This window comes from Aquabacterium sp. OR-4 (genome assembly GCF_025290835.2).
Classification (GTDB): domain Bacteria; phylum Pseudomonadota; class Gammaproteobacteria; order Burkholderiales; family Burkholderiaceae_C; genus Pseudaquabacterium.
Genome location: NZ_JAOCQD020000002.1, coordinates 984,941 through 1,004,892, shown reverse-complemented (window position 1 = coordinate 1,004,892; position 19,952 = coordinate 984,941). Strand labels below are relative to the sequence as shown.

15 protein-coding genes are annotated in these 19,952 nt (G+C 71.2%); 3 read left to right on the top strand and 12 right to left on the bottom strand.

Annotated features, from left to right (window positions below; all coding sequences use genetic code 11):
* Positions 1-46: 46 nt before the first annotated feature.
* The 6 genes from N4G63_RS16745 to gyrA all read right to left on the bottom strand — a co-directional run bounded on the left by N4G63_RS16745 (position 47) and on the right by gyrA (position 8,743).
* Positions 47-2,107, bottom strand: coding sequence for a bifunctional 3-phosphoshikimate 1-carboxyvinyltransferase/cytidylate kinase (locus tag N4G63_RS16745; RefSeq protein ID WP_260786576.1), 2,061 nt, complete (start codon positions 2,105-2,107; stop codon positions 47-49).
* An 81-nt stretch (positions 2,108-2,188) separates the two neighbouring features.
* On the bottom strand, positions 2,189-3,082 hold the full coding sequence (locus N4G63_RS16740) for a prephenate dehydrogenase (RefSeq protein WP_260786575.1): 894 nt from the start codon (positions 3,080-3,082) through the stop codon (positions 2,189-2,191).
* An 86-nt stretch (positions 3,083-3,168) separates the two neighbouring features.
* Positions 3,169-4,308 carry a prephenate dehydratase gene (gene pheA / locus N4G63_RS16735; RefSeq protein ID WP_260786574.1) on the bottom strand — a complete coding sequence of 380 codons (1,140 nt, stop codon included), beginning with the start codon at positions 4,306-4,308 and terminating at the stop codon, positions 3,169-3,171.
* Complete coding sequence (gene serC, locus N4G63_RS16730) at positions 4,301-5,404, bottom strand: 3-phosphoserine/phosphohydroxythreonine transaminase (RefSeq protein WP_260786573.1); 1,104 nt, start codon at positions 5,402-5,404, stop codon at positions 4,301-4,303. The genes pheA and serC overlap by 8 nt, the downstream gene beginning before the upstream one ends.
* A 28-nt stretch (positions 5,405-5,432) precedes the next feature.
* Positions 5,433-6,086, bottom strand: coding sequence for a DUF2059 domain-containing protein (locus N4G63_RS16725; protein ID WP_260786572.1), 654 nt, complete (start codon positions 6,084-6,086; stop codon positions 5,433-5,435).
* Complete coding sequence (gene gyrA / locus N4G63_RS16720) at positions 6,083-8,743, bottom strand: DNA gyrase subunit A (protein WP_260786571.1); 2,661 nt, start codon at positions 8,741-8,743, stop codon at positions 6,083-6,085. The genes N4G63_RS16725 and gyrA overlap by 4 nt, the downstream gene beginning before the upstream one ends.
* Positions 8,744-9,018: 275 nt before the next feature.
* Here gyrA and ompA point away from each other — a divergent pair, with 275 nt between their 5' ends.
* Positions 9,019-9,717, top strand: coding sequence for an outer membrane protein OmpA (gene ompA, locus N4G63_RS16715; protein WP_260786570.1), 699 nt, complete (start codon positions 9,019-9,021; stop codon positions 9,715-9,717).
* 177 nt (positions 9,718-9,894) lie between these two features.
* Here the strand turns inward: ompA and mltB are convergent, their stop codons facing one another.
* The 4 genes from mltB to N4G63_RS16695 form a co-directional block, all read right to left on the bottom strand.
* Complete coding sequence (mltB, locus tag N4G63_RS16710) at positions 9,895-11,076, bottom strand: lytic murein transglycosylase B (RefSeq protein ID WP_260786569.1); 1,182 nt, start codon at positions 11,074-11,076, stop codon at positions 9,895-9,897.
* An 8-nt stretch (positions 11,077-11,084) separates the two neighbouring features.
* Positions 11,085-13,427, bottom strand: coding sequence for a transglutaminase TgpA family protein (locus tag N4G63_RS16705; RefSeq protein ID WP_314599954.1), 2,343 nt, complete (start codon positions 13,425-13,427; stop codon positions 11,085-11,087).
* Positions 13,424-14,563, bottom strand: coding sequence for a DUF58 domain-containing protein (locus tag N4G63_RS16700; protein WP_314599953.1), 1,140 nt, complete (start codon positions 14,561-14,563; stop codon positions 13,424-13,426). The genes N4G63_RS16705 and N4G63_RS16700 overlap by 4 nt, the downstream gene beginning before the upstream one ends.
* Before the next feature lie 100 nt (positions 14,564-14,663).
* Positions 14,664-15,593 (bottom strand): AAA family ATPase, encoded by a 930-nt coding sequence (locus N4G63_RS16695; RefSeq protein WP_260786566.1) that lies wholly within the window; start codon positions 15,591-15,593, stop codon positions 14,664-14,666.
* Between the two features lie 38 nt (positions 15,594-15,631).
* Here N4G63_RS16695 and N4G63_RS16690 point away from each other — a divergent pair, with 38 nt between their 5' ends.
* Positions 15,632-16,567 (top strand): histone deacetylase family protein, encoded by a 936-nt coding sequence (locus N4G63_RS16690; RefSeq protein WP_260786565.1) that lies wholly within the window; start codon positions 15,632-15,634, stop codon positions 16,565-16,567.
* Positions 16,568-16,726: 159 nt separating this feature from the next.
* Here the strand turns inward: N4G63_RS16690 and N4G63_RS16685 are convergent, their stop codons facing one another.
* Together N4G63_RS16685 and N4G63_RS16680 are read right to left on the bottom strand one after the other, a co-directional pair.
* Positions 16,727-18,247 (bottom strand): wax ester/triacylglycerol synthase domain-containing protein, encoded by a 1,521-nt coding sequence (locus N4G63_RS16685; protein WP_314599952.1) that lies wholly within the window; start codon positions 18,245-18,247, stop codon positions 16,727-16,729.
* A 51-nt stretch (positions 18,248-18,298) separates the two neighbouring features.
* Positions 18,299-18,967, bottom strand: coding sequence for a hypothetical protein (locus tag N4G63_RS16680; protein WP_260786563.1), 669 nt, complete (start codon positions 18,965-18,967; stop codon positions 18,299-18,301).
* 229 nt (positions 18,968-19,196) lie between these two features.
* Between N4G63_RS16680 and N4G63_RS16675 the strand changes: the two genes are divergently transcribed.
* Positions 19,197-19,949, top strand: a complete 753-nt coding sequence (locus N4G63_RS16675) for an ABC transporter ATP-binding protein (protein ID WP_260786562.1) — start codon at positions 19,197-19,199, stop codon at positions 19,947-19,949.
* Positions 19,950-19,952 lie beyond the last annotated feature (3 nt).

Below are 19,952 nucleotides of genomic sequence, written 5' to 3'. Positions count from 1 at the left end.
TGCGGTGCGGCAGGGGCGCGCGGCAGACCGGGGTAACGCGGCTTGCCTAGGCTTGACCTGTGGCAAACGGCCCGCGTGCGTCCCACCAGCTCAGCACCCGATCAACCGAGGTTTCGATCGACAGGCCCGAGTTGTCGAGCAGCAGCGCGTCTTCGGCTGGCTTGAGCGGCGCGACGGTGCGGCTTCTGTCCCGCTCGTCACGCGCCTCGAGGTCGGCGCGAAGGTCGGCGAGTGTGGCAGAAATTCCCTTGGAAATCAATTGCTTATGCCGCCGCTCGGCGCGCATCGCGGCGCTGGCGGTGAGAAACAGCTTCAGCGGCGCGGCTGGAAAAATCACTGTGCCCATGTCGCGGCCGTCGGCCACCAGGCCGGGCAGGGCGCGAAAACCGAGCTGCAACGCCTCGAGCGCGGCGCGCACTGCGGGCAGCGCGGCAATGCGCGAGGCCATCGAGCCCACCTGCTCCTGGCGCAGTGCGGCCGCCACATCGGTGGCGTGGCCGTCGGGGCTGGTGAGCAGCACGCGCTCGCCGTCGAAGCGCAGCTTCAGCGCGGCGGCCACGGCGGCCACGGCGGCTTCGTCGTCGGCGGCCACGCCCTGGCGTTGCGCGGCCAGCGCGGTGGCGCGGTACAGCAGGCCCGAATCGAGCTGGTGCCAGCCCAGGCGCGCGGCCACCTCGGCGGCCAGCGTGCCCTTGCCCGAGGCGGTGGGGCCGTCGATGGTGATCACCGGGATCTCGTCGGTGCGCGCCTGCGCCACCGAGAACAGCGCCTCGAAGTACTCGGGGAAGGTCTTGGCCACGCACTTCGGGTCGAGGATGCGCACCGGCATCGGCGCCGCCCGCGTGCCGTCACCGGCCAGCGGGTGGAAGGCGGCCAGCGAGAAACACATCGCGATGCGGTGGTCGTCGTAGGTGTGGATGGCGGCCGGCCGCCAGGCGCCGGCGGTGGGCGGCGTGACGGTGATCGCGTCGGGCTCCTCCACCACGCTGGCGCCCAGCTTGCGCAGCTCGGCGGCCATGGCGGCGATGCGGTCGGTCTCCTTGACGCGCCAGCTGGCGATGTTGGTCAGGCGGGTGCTGCCTTCGGCATACAGGGCCATCACCGCCAGCGTCATCGCGGCATCGGGGATGTGGTTGCAGTCGAGCGTGATGGCGCGCAGCGGCCAGGCGCCGCGGCGCACCAGCAGGCGGCCGGGCTCGCCCTGCACCTGGGCGCCCATGGCCTGGGCGGCCTCGATGAAGCGGATGTCGCCCTGGATCGAGTCCAGGCCCACGCCTTCGATGACCAGCGGCTGGTCGGTGGCCGCAATGGCCCCCAGCGCGACGAAGTACGAGGCCGACGAGGCATCGGCCTCGACATGGATCTCGCCGGGCGTGCGGTAGCGGCTGCCGGCCGGGATGGTGAAACGCTGCCAGCCCTCGCGCTGCACCGCGATGCCGAAGCGCGCCAGCAGGTTCAGCGTGATCTCGACATAGGGCTTGCTGATCAGCTCGCCGCTGACCGCGATGGTGATGGCGCCGGCATCGGACGCCAGCGGCAGCGCCAGCAGCAGCGCGGTGAGGAACTGGCTCGAGACATCGCCTCGCACCGGGATCTCGCGCCCGGTTTGCAGGGCGCCCCCGGCCTGGCCGTGCAGCCTGAGCGGCGGATAGCCGGGTGTGCCGAGGTAGCTGACCCCGCAGCCCAGCGCCACCAGCGCATCCACCAGGTCGCCGATGGGCCGCTCGTGCATGCGCGCCACGCCCGACAGCGTGAAGGCCCCGCCCTGCAGTGCGGCCAGCACCGCCAGTGCCGCGGCCAGCGGCCGCATGGCCGTGCCGGCATTGCCCAGGAACAGCGCCGCCTCGTGCACCTGCAGGCGGCCACCCAGGCCGGTGATGGCCAGCGCGCCGTCGGCCCGGTCTTCGAGCCGGCAGCCCAGCGTGCGCAGCGCATCGCGCATCACCCGCGTGTCGTCGCTGGCCAGCAGCTCGCGCACGAGCGTGGTGCCCTGGCTCAGGCCGGCCAGCAGCAGCACGCGGTTGGAGATGCTCTTCGAGCCGGGCAGGCGCACCGTGCCGGCGGCACCGCGCAGCGGCGGCAGATCGAGGTGGGGGAGGTCAAACATGGCGAAGGGCGGCTACGGCGCGTGCGGCACGGCGCAGCGTGGCACCGCGCATGGCCGGGGATGAAGGGGCTGGGGGCGCGGTCAGGGCGTGCCGCTGCCGTGGCCGCGGCCGGGGCCACCGATCTGCCAGTGGCTGCGCGGCTCCGACGCGGTGCGGATGCGCTCTTCCAGCAGCTCGCCGTCGCCATTGAGCATGGCGCGCTCCATCATCTCGAGCGCATAACGGAAGCGCTGGCTCTGCTTGAGCACCTCTTCGCGGTTGGCCAGCAGGATGTCGCGCCACACCGCCGGATCACTGGCCGCGATGCGCGTGAAGTCGCGAAAGCCCGGGCCGGCCAGCGACAGGAACTCCGGCCCGGCCGGCTGGTTGACGATGGCCGAGAAGTAGGCAAAGGCCAGCAGGTGCGGCAGATGGCTCACGGCGGCAAAGGCCGCGTCGTGGTTCTCGGGCGACATGCGCAGCACCTGGGCGCCGATGGCGTTCCAGACATCCGAGGCCTTCTGCACCAGCTCGGGCCGGGTTTGCGGCAGCGGCGTCAGGATGACCTGGCGGTTGTTGTACAGCGTGGCGTCGGCGTGCTGCACGCCGCTGTGCTCGCTGCCGGCGATCGGGTGGGCGGGCACGAAGCTGCCGACGCGCTCTTTCAGCACGCGGCGTGCGGTGTCGACCACATCGCGCTTGGTGGAGCCCACGTCCATCACCAGCACATGCGGCTCCACCAGGTGCATGATGGCCTTGAAGGTGACCTCGGTGGCGGCCACCGGCACGGCCACCAGCACGATGTCGGAGCCCGAGATCGCCAGCAGCGCCGACTCGGCCGCGGTGTCGATGACCCCCATGCGCCTGGCCAGATCGGTGGTCGACGGCGACTTGCTGTAGCCGACCACGCGCTTGACCAACCCGGCGCGCTTGAGCGCCAGCGCGAACGAGCCGCCCATCAGGCCGCAGCCGATGACACCCAGCTGGTTGAACATGATGTCAGGCCCGCCCTGCCGCCCGAAGGGCCTGATGAGCCCCCTGGGGGCGCAGCGAACGAAGCGAGCGTGCGGGCAGTTTCATCTCAGTGCACGTCCACGGGGTAGGCGCCCAGCACCTTGAAGAAGGCGCAGGTCTCGCGCAGCGCGTGCAGCGCGGTGTTCATGCGCGGCTCGTCGGGATGGCCGTCGAGGTCGATGTAGAAGAAGTACTCCCACTGGCCCGAACGCGCCGGGCGCGACTCGAAGCGGGTCATCGACACGCCGTGCTCCTTCAGCGGCACCAGCAGATCGTGCATGGCGCCGGGCTTGTTGGGCACGCTCACCACCAGGCTGGTGCAGTCATGGCCCGAGGCCTTGGGTGCGGGATGGCGGTCGGGGTGGGTGACGATGGCGAAACGGGTGCGGTTGTGGGCGTCGTCCTGGATGGCCGGCGACACCACGTGCAGGCCGAACTCGGCCGCCGCACGCAGGCTGGCAATGCCGGCGATGCCGGCATCCAGTGCCGCCAGGCGGGCACCTTCGGCATTGCTGGACACCGGCCGCCGCTCCACGTCGGGCAGGTGGTGGCTGAGCCAGCCATGGCATTGGGCCAGCGCCTGCGGATGGGCGGCCACGGTGTGGATGCCGGCCAGCGCGTTGTCCTTGCGCAGCAGGTTGTGGCGCACGATCAGGCTGGTCTCGCCGATGATGAACAGCGGCGAGGTCAGAAACAGATCCAGCGTGCGGGCCACGCCACCCTCGGTGGAGTTCTCGACCGGCATCACGCCGAAATCGGCGGCGCCGGCGGCGGTGGTGCGCATCACCTCGTCCATGCTGGCGCAGGGCACCTTGACGATCGAGCTGCCGAAGTAGCCCAACGCCGCCTCTTCACTGAAGGTGCCGGCCGGGCCCAGGTAGGCCACGCGGGTGGGCGTCTCGAGCGCGCGGCAGGCGCTCATGATCTCGCGCCAGATCGGCGCCACGTTGTCGTTCTTCAGCGGGCCGGGGTTGGCGCTTTTCAGGCCGTCGATGACCTGCGCCTCGCGCTCGGGGCGAAACACCACCGAGCCTTCCTTCTTCTTGAGCTCGCCCACCGCCAGCGCCAGGCCGGCGCGGCGGTTCAGCAGCGCCAGCAGTTCGCGATCGACCGAGTCGATGCGCTCGCGCAGCGCCAGCAGCTCGGGTTGCACGGGCGTGGCGCCGCCAGGGGCCGGCGTGCCGGTGGTGGTGGTGTCATCAGCCATGGCGGCGGGCAAATTGGTTCAGGTAGTCGACCAGGGCCATCACGCCCTCGATCGGCATGGCGTTGTAGATCGAGGCGCGCATGCCGCCCACGCTCTTGTGGCCCTTGAGCTGCAACAGGCCGGCCTCGCGCGCACCGGCCAGAAAGGCCTCGTTGAGCGACTCATCGCGCAGAAAGAAGGGCACGTTCATGCGCGAGCGGCCATCGTGCGCCACCTTGTTGAGGTAGAAGCCGCCGCTGCCGTCGAGCGCGCCGTACAGCAGCCGGGCCTTGGCGATGGCGCGGCGTTCCATCTCGGCCACGCCGCCCTGGCGCTTGAGCCACTGGAACACCAGCCCGGCGATGTAGATGCCGTAGGTGGGCGGGGTGTTGAACATCGAGCCGTGCGCGGCCACGGTCTTGTACTCGAAGGCGCTGGGGCAGATGGGCAGCGCGCGGTCGAGCAGATCCTCGCGCACGAACACCAGCGTGAGGCCGGCCGGGCCGATGTTCTTCTGCGCGCCGGCAAAGGCCAGGCCCACGCGGGCCCAGTCGATGGGGCGCGACAGGATGTGGCTGGAGCAGTCCACCACCAGCGGCGCGTCGCTGCCGAGCGCGGCCAGATCGGGCAAGGCGCCGAACTCGACGCCGTGGATGGTCTCGTTGCTGCACACATGCACGTAGGCAGCGCCCTGGCGCAGCTGCCAGCCGGACGGCGCCGGCAGCGAGGTGTGGCCGTCGGCCTCGTTGCTGGCGGCAATCGCCACATCGGCGTACTTGCGCGCCTCGCCGGCCGACTTCTTGGACCAGGCGCCGGTGACCACCAGATCAACCAGCCCGCCGCGCGACAGGTTCATCGGCACGATGGCGTTTTCGCCCAGGCCACCGCCCTGCATGAACAGCACGCGGAAATGCGCCGGCACCGCGAGCAGTTCACGCAGGTCGCGTTCGGCGGCCTCGTGGATCGAGACGAACTCCTTGCCGCGGTGGCTCATCTCCATCACGCCCATGCCCGAACCGTGCCAGTCGAGCATCTCGGCAGCGGCTTCGCGCAGCACTTCTTCGGGCAGCACGGCCGGGCCGGCCGAGAAGTTGTAGGGGCGGTGGGTGGTGCTCATCGGCGGACTGCGCAGTGGGGGCCCCGGTTTACTTCTTGCCCGAGGCCGCGGCGGCCGGCGGCTTGACGCCCCCGCCGGCCGGCGCGCCGCCCTGCGCACCCTGCGCCGGCAGGCCCAGCTTCTTGGCCACCGATTGCTCCAGCGCCTTGAGCTTGGGCTCGATGGTGCTGCGGGTGTCTTCCACCACCTTCTGGCCCAGCAGCTGCTGGCTCTGCGGCACGATCTCGCTGAACTTGCGGCTCACCGGCGACTCGAGCCAGGCCACCAGGGTCTTGAGCTCGTCCTCGCTGAACTTCTCCTCGAGCAGCGGGCCGATGGTGGTGGCGGCCAGCTTGACGGCGCGCTCGCGCATGTAGGGCGCATTGGTGTCGAAGAACTTCTTCACCTCGGCCTGGATGTCCTTGCCCAGCGCCTCGCGCTTGTCGGCCGGCACCTGGCCCAGCGCACGGCCGGCACCCTGCAGCAGCAGCTGCGCCGGCTCGCCCAGCAGCGCGCTGCCGATGTTCTCGAAGCCGCCTTGCTGCAGCTTCATCACCTTGGCCACCAGTTCCTTCTTGGCCGGCGAGCTGGCGGTGGCCGAGGCGGCCGCTGCCGGAGCGGCCGCCTGGGCCAGCGCCTGGCCAGCGCTGGCGGTGAGCAGGGCCACGGTGATGGCCTGCGCCAGCGGTCGGAAAAACGTCATGCGGGATCCTGGTTGGGGGAGTCGGTGCCGGCGTCGGTGCCGGGTTCGGCATCGGCGTTGCCGCTGCCGTCGTCGTTGGCGTCGTTCTCGACGATGCGCTGCAGGCCGCTGAGCTTGCTGCCGTCGTCGAGCGCGATCAGCGTCACGCCCTGCGTGGCGCGGCCGAGTTCGCGGATCTCCGACACGCGGGTGCGCACCAGCACGCCCTTGTCGGTGATCAGCATGATCTCGTCGTTGGCGCGCACCAGCGTGGCGGCCACCACCTTGCCGTTGCGCTCGCTTTGCTGGATGGCGATCATGCCCTTGGTGCCGCGGCCGTGGCGGGTGTACTCGACGATGCTGGTGCGCTTGCCGAAGCCGTTCTCGGTGGCGGTGAGCACGCTCTGGCTCTCGTCTTCGGCCACCAGCATGGCGATCAGGCTCTGGCCGTCTTCCAGCATCATGCCGCGCACGCCGCGGGCCTGGCGACCCATGGCGCGCACATCGTCTTCATCGAAGCGCACCGCCTTGCCGCTGTCGGAGAACAGCATCACGTCGTGCTTGCCGTCGGTGAGCGCGGCGCCGATCAGGTGGTCGCCCTCGTCCAGGTCGACGGCGATGATGCCGGCCTTGCGCGGGTTGCTGAAGTCATCGAGCGCCGTCTTCTTCACGGTGCCCAGGGCGGTGGCCATGAAGATGTAGTGGTCGCCCGGGAAGCTGCGGAACTCGCCGGTCAGCGGCAGCACCACGTTGATCTTCTCGTCGGCCTGCAGCGGGAACATGTTGACGATGGGCTTGCCACGGCTGGCCCGCCCGCCCTGCGGCACTTCCCACACCTTGAGCCAGTAGACGCGGCCGCGGTTGCTGAAGCACAGGATCCAGTCGTGCGTGTTGGCGATGAAGAGCTGGTCGATCCAGTCGTCTTCCTTGGTCGCCGTGGCCTGCTTGCCGCGGCCGCCGCGCTTTTGCGCGCGGTATTCGGTGAGCGGCTGGCTCTTGATGTAGCCGGTGTGGCTGAGCGTCACCACCATGTCGGTGGGCGTGATCAGGTCCTCGGTGCCGAGCTCCTGCACGTTGTGCTCGATCATCGAGCGGCGGGCGCCCAGCTTGGTCTGGCCGAACTCGCTCTTCAGCGCGATCAGCTCGTCGCCGATGATGGTCGTCACCCGTTCGGGCTTGGCCAGGATGTCGAGCAGGTCGGTGATGACGGCCATCACCTCGCGGTACTCGCCGATGATCTTGTCCTGCTCCAGCCCGGTCAGGCGCTGCAGGCGCATCTGCAGGATCTCGCCAGCCTGGTCGTCGCTCAGGCGGTACAGGCCATCGGGCTGCAGACCGTAGCTGTCGGGCAGGCCATCGGGGCGGTAGGCGCGGCTGCCGCCGGGCGTGGTGCCCTCGGTGCGCATCAGCATCTCGCGCACCAGGCCCGAATCCCAGCGCTTGGCCATCAGCGCGGCGCGCGCCACCGGCGGCGTCGGGCTGTTCTTGATGGTCTCGATGAACTCGTCGATGTTGGCCAGCGCCACCGCCAGGCCTTCGAGCACATGGCCGCGCTCGCGGGCCTTGCGCAGCTCGTACACGGTGCGCCGCGTCACCACCTCGCGCCGGTGCTCGAGGAAGATGTCGAGCAGCTGCTTCAGGTTGCACAGCTTGGGCTGACCGTCGATCAGCGCCACCATGTTCATGCCGAAGCTGTCCTGCAGCTGCGTCTGCTTGTACAGGTTGTTCAGCACCACCTCGGGCACTTCACCGCGCTTGAGCTCGATGACCACGCGCATGCCCGACTTGTCGGACTCGTCCTGCAGGTGGCTGATGCCCTCGATCTTCTTCTCGCGCACCAGTTCGGCAATGCGCTCGAGCAGCGTCTTCTTGTTGACCTGATAGGGGATCTCGTCAACGATGATGGCCTGCCGCGCGCCGCGCTCCAGGTCTTCAAAGTGCACCTTGGCGCGCATCACCACCTTGCCGCGGCCGGTGCGGTAGCCCTCGCGCACGCCGCTCAGGCCGTAGATGATGCCGGCGGTGGGGAAGTCGGGCGCCGGCACGATCTGCATCAGCTCGTCGATCGAGGCGTCCGGCACCTTCAGCAGGTGCAGGCAGGCGTCGACCACCTCGTTGAGGTTGTGCGGCGGGATGTTGGTGGCCATGCCCACCGCGATGCCGGCCGAGCCGTTGACCAGCAGGTTGGGCAGCCGCGCCGGCAGCACCGTGGGCTCTTTCTCAGAGCCGTCGTAGTTGGGCGCGAAGTCGACCGTTTCCTTGTCGATGTCGGCCAGCATCTCGTGGGCGATCTTGGACAGGCGGATTTCGGTGTACCGCATCGCCGCGGCGCTGTCGCCGTCGACCGAGCCGAAGTTGCCCTGGCCATCCACCAGCATGTGGCGCAGACTGAAGGTCTGCGCCATGCGCACGATGGTGTCGTACACCGCGGTGTCGCCGTGCGGGTGGTACTTACCGATCACGTCGCCGACGATACGGGCCGATTTCTTGTACGGGCGGTTCCAGTCGTTGTTGAGCTCGTGCATCGCGAACAGCACGCGGCGGTGCACGGGCTTGAGCCCGTCACGCGCATCGGGCAGCGCTCGCCCGACGATCACGCTCATTGCGTAATCTAGATAGGAGCGCCGCATCTCCTCTTCGAGGCTGATCGGCAGGGTTTCCTTGGCGAAGGACGTCATGCGTTTGCGGCGGGCTGAAGCGCCGGGCATCAAGGAGGCCTGACCGGCGTCCCGGGCGGGCAATCCATCATTCTAAGCGGCGCCGGGTTGTCGCGGCGATGCAACATCCTGGGCCGTTCGGCGCGTCCGGAGGCTGAAAAGCGGGTCGGCCGAAATGTGCGTGGCACAATGATTCATCGGTGGCAAACGCCTGCCGAACCAGGTGTTTGTCGGCTTTTCTTGCTTCCGATTTGGACGTTACGCAGTGATCTGCGGCTTTCCTCGAGAGGAGAATCATGAAGAAACTGAACAAGGTGGCGGTGCTCTTCGCGTCGGCCGCAATCGTTGCGCCCTTGGCGGCTTTCGCCCAGGTCAGCACGGGTGGCGACAATTGGCGCGGCACGGATGGCACGGTGTGGAAGAACGGCACCAATGAACTCTGCTGGCGCGATGCGCAGTGGACGCCCGCCACGGCGGCCGAACAGTGCGATGGCGCACTGAAGAAGGCTCCGCCGCCGGCCCCGGCCCCCGCTCCGCGTGTGGCGCCCCCGCCGCCCCCGCCGCCGGTGGTGGCTCCGCCCCCGGCTCCGGTTGCACCGGTTGCCCCGGTGCCGGCCCCCGCGCCGAAGCCCACCAGCGAGAAGGTGACCTTCGCTGCTGACGCCTTCTTCGACTTCGACAAGGCTGTGCTCAAGCCCGAAGCCAAGGCCAAGCTGGACGACCTGGTCGGCAAGACCTCGGCCGTCAGCCTGGAAGTCGTGATCGCCGTCGGCCACACCGACTCGGCCGGTGCCGACGCCTACAACCAGAAGCTGTCGGTTGGCCGTGCTGAAGCCGTCAAGGCCTACCTGACCGGCAAGGGCATCGAGAAGAACCGCGTGTACACCGAAGGCAAGGGCGAGAAGAACCCCGTTGCCGACAACAAGACCGCCGAAGGCCGCGCGAAGAATCGTCGCGTGGAAATCGAAGTGGTTGGCACGCGCGCCATCAAGTGATGACCTGCCCCTCGGGGCCTTTCAGCACCCAGTAAAAAACCCCGCCTCGGCGGGGTTTTTTGCGTTCTGGCCGAGGCCATCGGGGCCTTGGCGAACGGGCCTGGGCGAAGGCGCCCTGGGTGATGGATCAGGCCGGCGGCAGCTGGCCTGTGGCGGCCAAGAGGTCGCTGCCGGGCCTCAGCGCGCGGCCTGGCGTTGCGTGGCCACGGCGCGCCCCAGCTCGATGACCGCCAGCGCGTAGTAGGCCGACCAGTTGTAGCGCGTGACCGCATAAAAGTTGGTGGTGCCGGCGATGTGGCTGGGTGCGGCGTCGCCGTTCTGCAGTTCCACCAGCGCCAGTGGCCCGCCATGTGCGCGGCCGTCGGCGTCGAGTTCGGCGCCATGCTCGGCCAGCTGCGCGGCGCTGAAGCTGGGCAGGATGTCGGGTGCCAGCAGCCGGGCGCGCTCGGTGGTGTCGACCGGCGGGCGCACCGCGAAGTGGGTGGGCATGCCGCGCTGCCAGCCGTGGCGCACCATGTAGTGGCCGATGCTGCCGATCACGTCGGCGGCGCTGGACACCATGTCGATGCGCCCATCGCCGTCGAAATCGAGCGCATGGCGGTTGATGCTGCCCGGCATGAACTGACCCAGGCCCATGGCGCCAGCGAACGAGCCCTTCACGCTGCTCGGCTCCAGGCCCTGGCTGTGGGCCAGTTTCAGGAACTCGCCGAGCTCGTCGCGGAAGAAGGCGCTGCGGTCCTTGCGGCCGCTGGGAAAGTCGAGGCTCAGCGTGGCCAGGGCGTCCAGCACGCGAAAGCCGCCGGTGAGCCGGCCGTAGTAGGTCTCGACGCCGATGATGCCGATGACCAGTTCAGCCGGCACGCCAAAGCGCTCGGCCGCGGCATCCAGCCAGCGCGCCTGCGCGTCCCAGAAGGCCACGCCGGCCTGCACCCGCGCCGGTTCGACGAAGCGCGCGCGGTAGGCCTGCCAGTTCTTGGCGCTGCCCGCCGGTGGCGGCATGATCAGCCGCGCCACGGCGGGCACCAGCCGGGCGCCGGCCAGCTGCGCCTGCACCCAGGCCGGGTCGAGGCCATGGCGTTCGGCAATGTCGCGGGCCAGTGCGGCAGCCTCGGGCCGGCCGGCATAACTTGGGCCCGCAGCGACATCGGTGGCTGGGCGCTTGGGCTGGGCGGCCTTGGCCGGCTTGGCCGGCCTGGCTGCCTTGCGTGCCGGGGCCGCCTTGGCGCCCGGTGGGCGGGCCGATGCCGCCGGGCTGGTTGCCTGGGCCTGTGCCACCGGGCCGAGGCCCGCGCCGGCCAGCGCGAAGGCCAGCGCCCAGCTCAGCGGACGCAGGGTGGGGTGCCGGTTCGGTGCGCGCATGCCCGGCATTATCGGCGGGGTGATGGCGGTGGCTGGCCGCTGCTTGTGGGCGCCGTGCTGGTGGCCGGGGTTGTGGGCGCCGGGCCGCTGGCCGTGGGCGCCGGGCCGCTGGCCGGGTGCGGGGCAAGCACGGGCAGGCGCCGGGCGGCGCGCAGCACGGCGCGCCAGGCGGCGCGTTCGTCGGCCGGCAGTGCGCCTGCATGGCCAGCGCCTGGTTTGGCGCTGGCGCCGGTGCCTGGGCTGGAGCCCGGGCCGTAGCGCAGGTGCTCCAGTGTGTTCAGCGCCTGCACCAGGGCGGCGGCGGCTGCCGCGGCCTGGCCGTGGCCGTGGCGCGCCAGCACGGCCGCGGCCAGCGTGCGCGGTGCGTGCTGTGCAGCAGCGCCGACGCCGCGCTGCTGCAGGGCGTGCACCATGCGGGCCTGCAGGCGCTGGCGCGGGTCCTGGCGATGGCGGTCGCGCCAGGCCCACAGCGCGCCCGCTGCCGCCGTGCCGGCCAGCACCAGGCCCAGCGCCCGGGCCAGGTCGCTGGCATCGGGTTGGGGCACGCCCAGCTCCTGCAGCAGGTTGATCTGGCGGGTGCGCGACCAGCCCATCACCCACAGCGTCCAGCGGCCGTCCAGCGTGTCCCAGGCGCGGCGCAAGCGGTTGGCCAGAGCCGGGTTCATGGTGCGCAGCGCGCCGGCCACCAGGCCCGGCGCGGGTTGCAATGCGCGGCTGGCGCGCACCCGCTCCGGCGCCACCGCGGCGGTGGGATCGGCCCGCAGCCAGCCGGCGCCGGCCTGCCAGTATTCGGCCCAGGCGTGGGCATGGCTCTGGCGCACGATGCGCCAGCCATCGGCATCGGGATCTTCGGCGCCCTGGTAGCCGGTGACCACGCGTGCCGGCACGCCCATGGCCCGCATCAGCACCACGAAGGCGCTGGCGTAGTGCTCGCAGAAGCCCTCCTTGCCGTCGAACCAGAACTCGTCGACCGCATGGCGGCCGTTGGCGGCGCCATAGGGCGGTGGGGCCAGCGTGTAGGCATAACTGCCCTGGCGCACCTGGGCCTGCAGCGCGGCGGCCAGCGTGCGCGCATCGGCGTCGGCGAGCTGGCGGCGCATGCTGCGCGCCCAGGCCACGGCACGCGGGTTGAAACCTTCGGGCAGGCGGCGCAGCAGCTCGAGCTCGAACGGGTCGGCGCTGGTGCCGTGGCTGAAGCGGGTGTAGGCCTCGGCGCGCAGGCGCAGCCGCTCGGTGACCAGGCGGTCGGTGCGCCACTGCAGATCGGTGCCTTGCCACAGGGTCCAGTCGGGCAGCACCGGGGCGCTGCCGGCGCGCTCGGGTGTGGCCTCCAGCAGCGGCAGCAGCGGCAGGCGGATCGGCTCGAGCACCATCTCGTAGCCTAGCCCCGGGCCCCGGATCTGCAGGTCGGTCCAGCGCAGCGGGTGGCGGGTGGCGGCGGAGACCGAGGCCGTCCACTCCAGGCCGTCAAAGCGCGACAGCACCGGGCCGCGGAAGTACAGGTCGGCCGCGCGCAGCGCCGGCTGTTCACCGCCCGGTGAATCAAAGCGCACGCGAAAGGCGATGCTGTCGTCCTTGGCCAGTTCGGCCACGCCGCCCAGGCGCAGCGAGCCCGACAGGCCGGTGCGGCCCACGCTGTCGTTGGGCAGACCCCACAGCGGGCCGATGCGCGGAAACAGCAGGAACAGCACCGCCATCACCGGCAGCCCCAACAGCGCCAGGCGCAGCGCCACGCCGCCGGCGCGCGCCAGCGGTGGCCGGCCCACCGGCATGTTGGCCAGCACCAGCGCGGTGAGCAGGCCCCAGGTGGACACCAGCATGCCCAGCGCCGTGAGCAGCGACTGCGAGTTCAGCGCACTGGTGAGCACCAGGAAGAAGCCGAGGAAGAACACCACCATCGCATCGCGGCGCGCGCGCAGCTCCAGGGTCTTGAGCGCCAGCAGCACCACCAGCAGCGTGATGCCGGCCTCGCGCCCGAGCAGCGTGCGTTCGGTCAGCAGGGTCAGCGCCACCGCGCTGCCCAGCACCAGGGCCACCGTCCAGCGGCCGGGCAGGGTGCGGCCGGTGACGGCGATCTGCGCCCGCCACAACAGCACCAGCAGCGTGAGGCCACCGCACCACGGCGGCAGGTGCAGCAGATGGGGCAGGGCGATCCAGCCGATCAGCGCCAGCTGGAACAAGGTGTCGCGGGTGTCGCGCGGCCAGTGGCGCCAGTGCTGCCAGCGCGTGTGGCCGCCGGCCGAGCCCGAGCCCGAGCCCGAGCCCGAGCCTGAGCCTGAGCCTGAGCCTGAGCCCTGAGCGGCGCCCGGCGGGCGGGCTGCGGTGCTGGATGGCGGTGGCTGCGCGGTCATGGCGTGGCTGGGTGCCGGGATGGGCCGCTTGGGCGCGGTGGCGTGGCCGGATCAGGGCTGCCCGTGGCCGGCCACAGCGCCAGGGCCTCCAGCGCGGCACGGCGCTGGCCATCGCCCACGGCGCGCGGCAGTGCCACGCCGGGCAGGCGCAGCGCATAGGGCAGGCCCTGGCGCTCGGCCGCTAGGACCCAGGCGGCCAGGCGCGCCAGGCGGCCTTCGGTATCGGGGTGGGGCGCTGGTGTGGCCGCCGCTGCGCCACGGCCCGCCTGGGGCAGGGCGGCTGGCGCATGCCGGCCTTGGCTGCCGGCGCCGCATTGCTGCCAGTCGAGCGTGAGCGTCTGGCTGGCGCTGCGGCGGGTGTCGCGGCTGACCAGGCTGCCGCTGCGCGCCACCTTCTTCCACACCACCTGGCGCAGCGGGTCGCCGCGCCGCCAGGGGCGCACGCCGTCGAACTCGCCACCGCCGCCGGCCTGGGTGGGCAGGGTCTGGTGGCCTTCCACGCCGGTGTCAGCGGCCGGCAGCGGCGGTGCCGGCCGTTCGGGGGCCGGGTAGACCAGCAGCTCGGCCGCCGGCCGCCACACGCTCCAGGCGCGAAACAGGCCCAGCGGAAAGTGCGTCTCGATGCGCAGCGTGGGCACGGCATGGCGGCCACGCTGCGGCGTGGCCACCTGCAGGTGCACCAGGCTGCTGCCCAGCGCCGGCACATCGCACTGGGCCAGCGCGCGCGCCGGCTTGCGCGACGGCTCGGCCGCCAATGGGCGGTGGTAGACGGCCAGGCCCACGCCATGGCGCTCGCGCCCCGGGTTGTCGATGACGATCTCGAGCGTGGCCGGCTCGCCGGCAAACACCGGCTGCGGCAGGCGCAGGCGCAGCGCCAGGCGGCGCAGGTTGGCGTGGGTCTGGTGCATCGACACCAGCGCCGCGCCGCCCAGCAGGAAGGTCAGCGCATAGCCCAGGTTGAGCTGGTAGTTGATCGAGGCCAGCAGCATCACCAGCAGCGTGAGCGCAAAGCCCCAGCCCGAGCGCGTGGGCAGGATGTAGAGGTTGCGCTGGCTGAGCTGCCAGCTGTCGCTGCGCGGCAGGCGGTTTTCAAGCCAGCGGCGGAACCTGCGCCTGAGCATGGCCAGGCCGGACATCAGCGCGCCAACCGAGCCGGCAGCCGCCGCGGATCGGGCTCGGCCGGGCCGCAGTTGGCGTGCTCCTGGCGGGGAGGCGCCGCGGGCGCTTCGGGCGGGTTCAAGGGATGCCGACAGCCTCGATCATCGCGCGCACCTGCTCCACGCGGCCGCGGCCGGCGCTGTTCAGCGGCACCAGGCGGTGCGCGGCGGTTTGCGGCAGGATGGCCTGGATGTCATCGGGCGCGGCGTAGTCGCGCTGGGCCAGCAGCGCGCGGGCGCGCGCGGCGCGCAGGATGGCAATGCCGGCGCGCGGGCTCAGGCCCTCGACGAACCACTGGCCCGAGCGCGTGGCGGCGATCAGCGCCTGCAGGTAGTCGAGCAGCGCGCCCGACACATGCACGCGGCCCACGGCGGCCTGGGCCTCGCGCAGCTGCTCGTTGTTCATCACCGGGGTCAGGCGCTCGACCAGCTGGCGGCGGTCTTCGCCGGCCAGCAGGGCCCGCTCGCTGGCGCGGTCGGGGTAGCCCAGGCTGATGCACATCAGAAAGCGGTCGAGCTGGCTTTCGGGCAGCGGGTAGGTGCCGAGCTGGTCGCTGGGGTTCTGCGTGGCGATCACGAAGAAGGGCCGTGGCAGCGGCCGGGTCTCGTTGTCCACCGTGACCTGCTGCTCCTCCATGGCCTCGAGCAGGGCGCTCTGGGTCTTGGGGCCGGCGCGGTTGATCTCGTCGGCCAGCAGCACCTGGGTGAAGACCGGGCCTTGATGGAAGGCAAAGGCCTCGCTGCTGCGCTCGAACACACTGACCCCGATGAGGTCGGTGGGCATCAGGTCGGCGGTGAACTGCACGCGGGCAAAGCGCAGACCCAGCGACACCGCCAGCGCGTGCGCCAGCGTGGTCTTGCCCACGCCGGGCAGGTCTTCGATCAGCAGGTGCCCGCCAGCCAGCAGGCAGGCCAGGCAGTCGTCGATCTGTGCCCGCTTGCCCACGATCACCGTGCTAATCTGATCTGCGAGACGGGTGAGCTGCTGCGCAAGCGTGGGTTCAGACATGCGCGGCACCATACCGGAAAAACCGAGGAGCTCCAGCCATGTCCACCGCCTTCTACACCCATGCAGACTGCCGTCTGCACGACATGGGTGCGGGCCATCCCGAGTGCCCGCAACGGCTCGACGCAATTCACGATCAACTGCTGGCCTCGGGCGTCGACATGGCGCTCGATCACCGTGAGGCGCCGCTGGCCACGCTCGAGCAGATCGAGCGCGCCCACACCGCGCACTACGTGATGCAGCTGAAGGATTTTCTCGAGCAGATCCAGGCCACCGGCGAGCCGCGCCACCTCGACCCCGACACCGTGGCCTGCCCCGGCACCTGGCGTGCCGCGCTGCGCTCGGCCGGTGCGGCGATCGCGGCCACCGAGGCGGTGGTGAAGGGGGAGGCCGAAAACGCCTTCTGCTCGGTGCGCCCGCCTGGCCACCACGCCACGCGCGACGAGACCATGGGCTTTTGCTTCTTCAACAACGTGGCCATCGCGGCGCGCCATGCGCTGGACGTGATGGGCCTGCAGCGCGTGGCGATCATCGACTTCGATGTGCACCACGGCAATGGCACCGAGGACATCATCGCCGACGACGAGCGGGTGCTGATGTGCAGCTTCTTCCAGCATCCGCTGTACCCCAACAGCGGCGCGGTGCCCAAGGGCACCAACATGGTCAACGTGCCGATCCCGCCCTACACCCGCGGCATGGAGGTGCGCGAGATCATCGACGCGATGTGGATGCCGCGGCTGGAGGAGTTTGGCCCGCAGATGATCTTCATCTCGGCCGGCTTTGATGCCCACCGTGAGGATGACCTCGGCCAGCTCGGCCTGGTGGAGGCCGACTACGAGTGGATCACCCGGCGGCTGAAGGACGTGGCCGACCGCCATGCCAAGGGCCGCATCGTCAGCGTGCTCGAGGGGGGCTATGTGCTGAGCGCGCTGGCGCGCAGCGTGGTGGCGCATGTGCGGGTGTTGGCGGACGTTTGAATTCGTCCGCTTGCCGGCTGCGCTTGACTTGCTGAGTCCGGCGCGCTGCCGAGGTCGTCACATGCGATCGCCAGCGCAAGGCCGAGGCCACCGCGCGGCCGGCTGACGCCGTGTCACCCGCCGTCGGCCTTCCGGCCAACGGCTCCTTCTTTGCCTGCGTCAGCCGGCCGCCCGGCGTCCTCGGCCCGAGGCACCGCGCTTTGCCGAGGCGCTCGGCGTCGGTGTTGGCGTTGTGGTGGCGATCCGTCTCGCTCTTGGCCTTTTGACGACCTTGGCCACCAACCCCAGGTACTCCTGAAAGCTGTCGCGCAGGCACAGCGCAAACTGTTCGGGGTCGGGCATCAGTTCGCGGCAGGAGGTGGGCGAGATCACCACGCGGCCGTCGTAGCGGGTCACGGCAAAGGCCAGGCCCAGGCCGTCGCTGATGGGCAGGATGGCCGAGTAGTAGCTCAGGCGTGCACCGCACAGGTATTGCGGCTGCGCCGGTGCCGGAATGTGCGTGAGGGTGCAGTGCGCCGGCGGGGCGCGGCGGCCCAGCTCGGCACCGGCACGCTGGGCCAGGCGGCGGCTCCAGGCCAGCATGGCGGCCGAGGCCTGCTCGCCGGCCTCGCGCCATTCACGGCCGCCCAGGGCCTGGGCCACGACATCGGGCGCGGCCTGGCGCTGGTCGCGGATGCTGGCGAGGCGGACGAGCGGATCGGCCTGCTCGGTGTGCAGGCCGGCGTGGCGCCAGGTGGGGCCGGCGTCGGTGGCCGCGTCGGGGGCGTGGCCGGCGGGCAGCAGGGCGCTCAGGCCGTGGCCGTCGGGCAGTTCGTCATGGTGGTCGAGGTAGCGGCGCAGCGCACCGCCGCACACGGCCAGCATCGCATCGTCCAGCGTGGCGCCGGGCACCAACTGGCGCACGGCCTCGAACTCGGCATCGCTGAAGCGGCGGGTCTCGAACACGCGGTGCGGCGACACCACCGAGTTGAAGCGCGTGGGCGGCAGGTTCTCGGGGCGCAGCAGCATCTCGCGGGCCAGCGCGGCGGCGGCGGGCGCCACATGGCTGGCGGCGCGCCACAGCGGCCGCGCCAGGCGCAGCGGCGCGGCGGCCGATTGCACCGCGCCGCGCGCCACCAGGGCCAGCCGGCCGGGCGCGGCATCGGCAAACCAGGGCTCGGGCGGGCCGGTGTCGGTGGCAGCGGCGCAGGTGTCGTGCAGCAGGCTGGTGAGGGCGCTCACCGCGCCCAGTTCAATGGCCGCCAGATGGGTCTTGAGCAGCAGCGCGAAGCTGCCCACCGGCAGGTCGAGAAAGCTGTCCAGGCCCTCGATGACATACAGCTCCCACAGCGGGCGGTCGAGGTCGAGCGCGCGCGCATGGATGCGCGAGGCCTGGATGCAGAACTGGCGCCAGTCGCCCGGCTTGGGCAGGGCGATGTGGCGCACGTGGTACTCGAGGTCGAAGTTCTCGTCATCGACCCAGTACGGATGATCCAGCCCCAGCGGCACGCGCTGCAGGCGCTGGCGGAACAGCGGCGCACGGTGCAGCCGCCGCTCCAGATGCGCCAGGATCTGCTTGAAGCGCACCACGCCGGCCGGCGCGGTGCTCTGGTCGTAGATGTGCAGCAGGCTGACGTTGGCGTTGGAATGCGCCGTGTCGGCGTAGAGGTAACCGGCGTCGTGCCCGCTGAGCTGGCGCATCGTGGGTGGTGGCTGGTGGCTGGTGGCTGGTGAACGGCTGGCCCGGGCCGCTCAGGCGGCGGCTGGGGCCTTGGCCGGCTTGGCCGGCTTGGCAGCGGCCTGGGCGGTCTTGGCCTTCTTGACGGCCTGGATGGCATCGGCCAGCGGCTTGGCCGCGGCCTTGACCACCGGCTGCGCGGCGGCCTTCACCGTGCGCTTCACGCCGGCGGCGGCGCGGCGCACCGGCGCCTTGGTGGTGGCCCGCTGGCTGCGGCCGGGCTTGGCGCCGGCGGCGCTGCGCGCCAGCTTGTCGGCGCCATCGGCCAGGCGCTCGGTGAGCGCCAGCGCGGCCTGCACGCCGGGCAGCGTGATGCGCGCCGCGGTGTCCAGGCCGTTGGCGATGACGCGGTTGTCCACGCCGTCGGCCAGTTGGGCCACGCGCTTGACCTGGGCGGCAACGCCCTTGGAGGCCACGCTGATGGCCTGCTCGGTGCGGTCGCTCACCAGGTCGATGCCCTTGTCGGCCAGGCTGCCGGCCTGGTGGCTGGTGCTGCGCAGGGCGGCGGCCAGGCGCGGCGCGTAAGGCTGGGCGCGCTCGGCGGTGGGCGCGGTCAGGCGCTGCTGGATCACGGCCACCAGGCGATGCCCACCGGCGCGGTAGGCGCCCACGGTGCGTTCGGCGGCCTTGGTGGCCGTGGCCACGGTTTGCAGGGTGGCGGTGCGCAGGGTTTGACGGGTCATGAGAGCCTCGCTGGGTGGGTGATGGACAGTGTGTGCGTGTGGGGTGGGCGGCGCCTGAGGGATCACCCTGCGCCGCCCGTGCCCACACTGTCGCCCTGCAGCCCTAGAGGGCGAAACCCAAAACCCGCCGTCCGGCCTAGGGTGTGCACTCCAGTCGGCGCGGCCGGGCCCGCCGTTGCGGCTTGACCGCGCTCAAGTGCCGGCAGGCCTGCGCACTGCAGCATGGCGCATGCCTTGCACGCCAGCACCCGCCGCAGCCCGCGCACCGGCCGCTGCCGCGCCGCTGGTGTTTCGCGCCCGGGGCCTGGGCAAGACCTACCAGGCCGGCGACGTGCCGGTGCTGGCGCTGCGCGACGTGGATCTGGACATCCACCGCGGCGAGTTCCTGGTGCTGCTGGGCCCGTCGGGCAGCGGCAAGAGCACGCTGCTCAACATCGTGGGCGGGCTCGAGGTGGCCTCGGCCGGCACGCTGTTCTATGAAGATCAGGAACTCACCGCCGCCGACGACGCCGCGCTCACCCGCTATCGCCGCGAGCACGTGGGCTTCGTGTTCCAGTTCTACAACCTGATCCCCAGCCTCACCACCTGGGAGAACGTGGCGCTGGTCACCGACATCGCGCGCGAGCCGATGCCGATCGAGCAGGCCCTCGGCCAGGTGGGCCTGCTGCCGCGGCGCGACCACTTTCCGGCCCAGCTCTCGGGCGGCGAGCAGCAGCGCGTGGCCATCGCCCGGGCCATCGTCAAGCGCCCGCAGGTGCTGCTGTGCGACGAACCCACCGGCGCGCTCGACTACGCCACCGGCAAGCGTGTGCTGGAGACGATTGCCGGCGTCAACGCCGCGCTGGGCACCACCACGGTGGTGATCACGCACAACGCGGCCATTGCGCAGATGGCCGACCGCGTGGTGCACCTGGGCGACGGGCGCATCCAGCGCATCGAGGTGAATGCGCACAAGCGCGATCCGTCGGCCTTGAGCTGGTGAGCC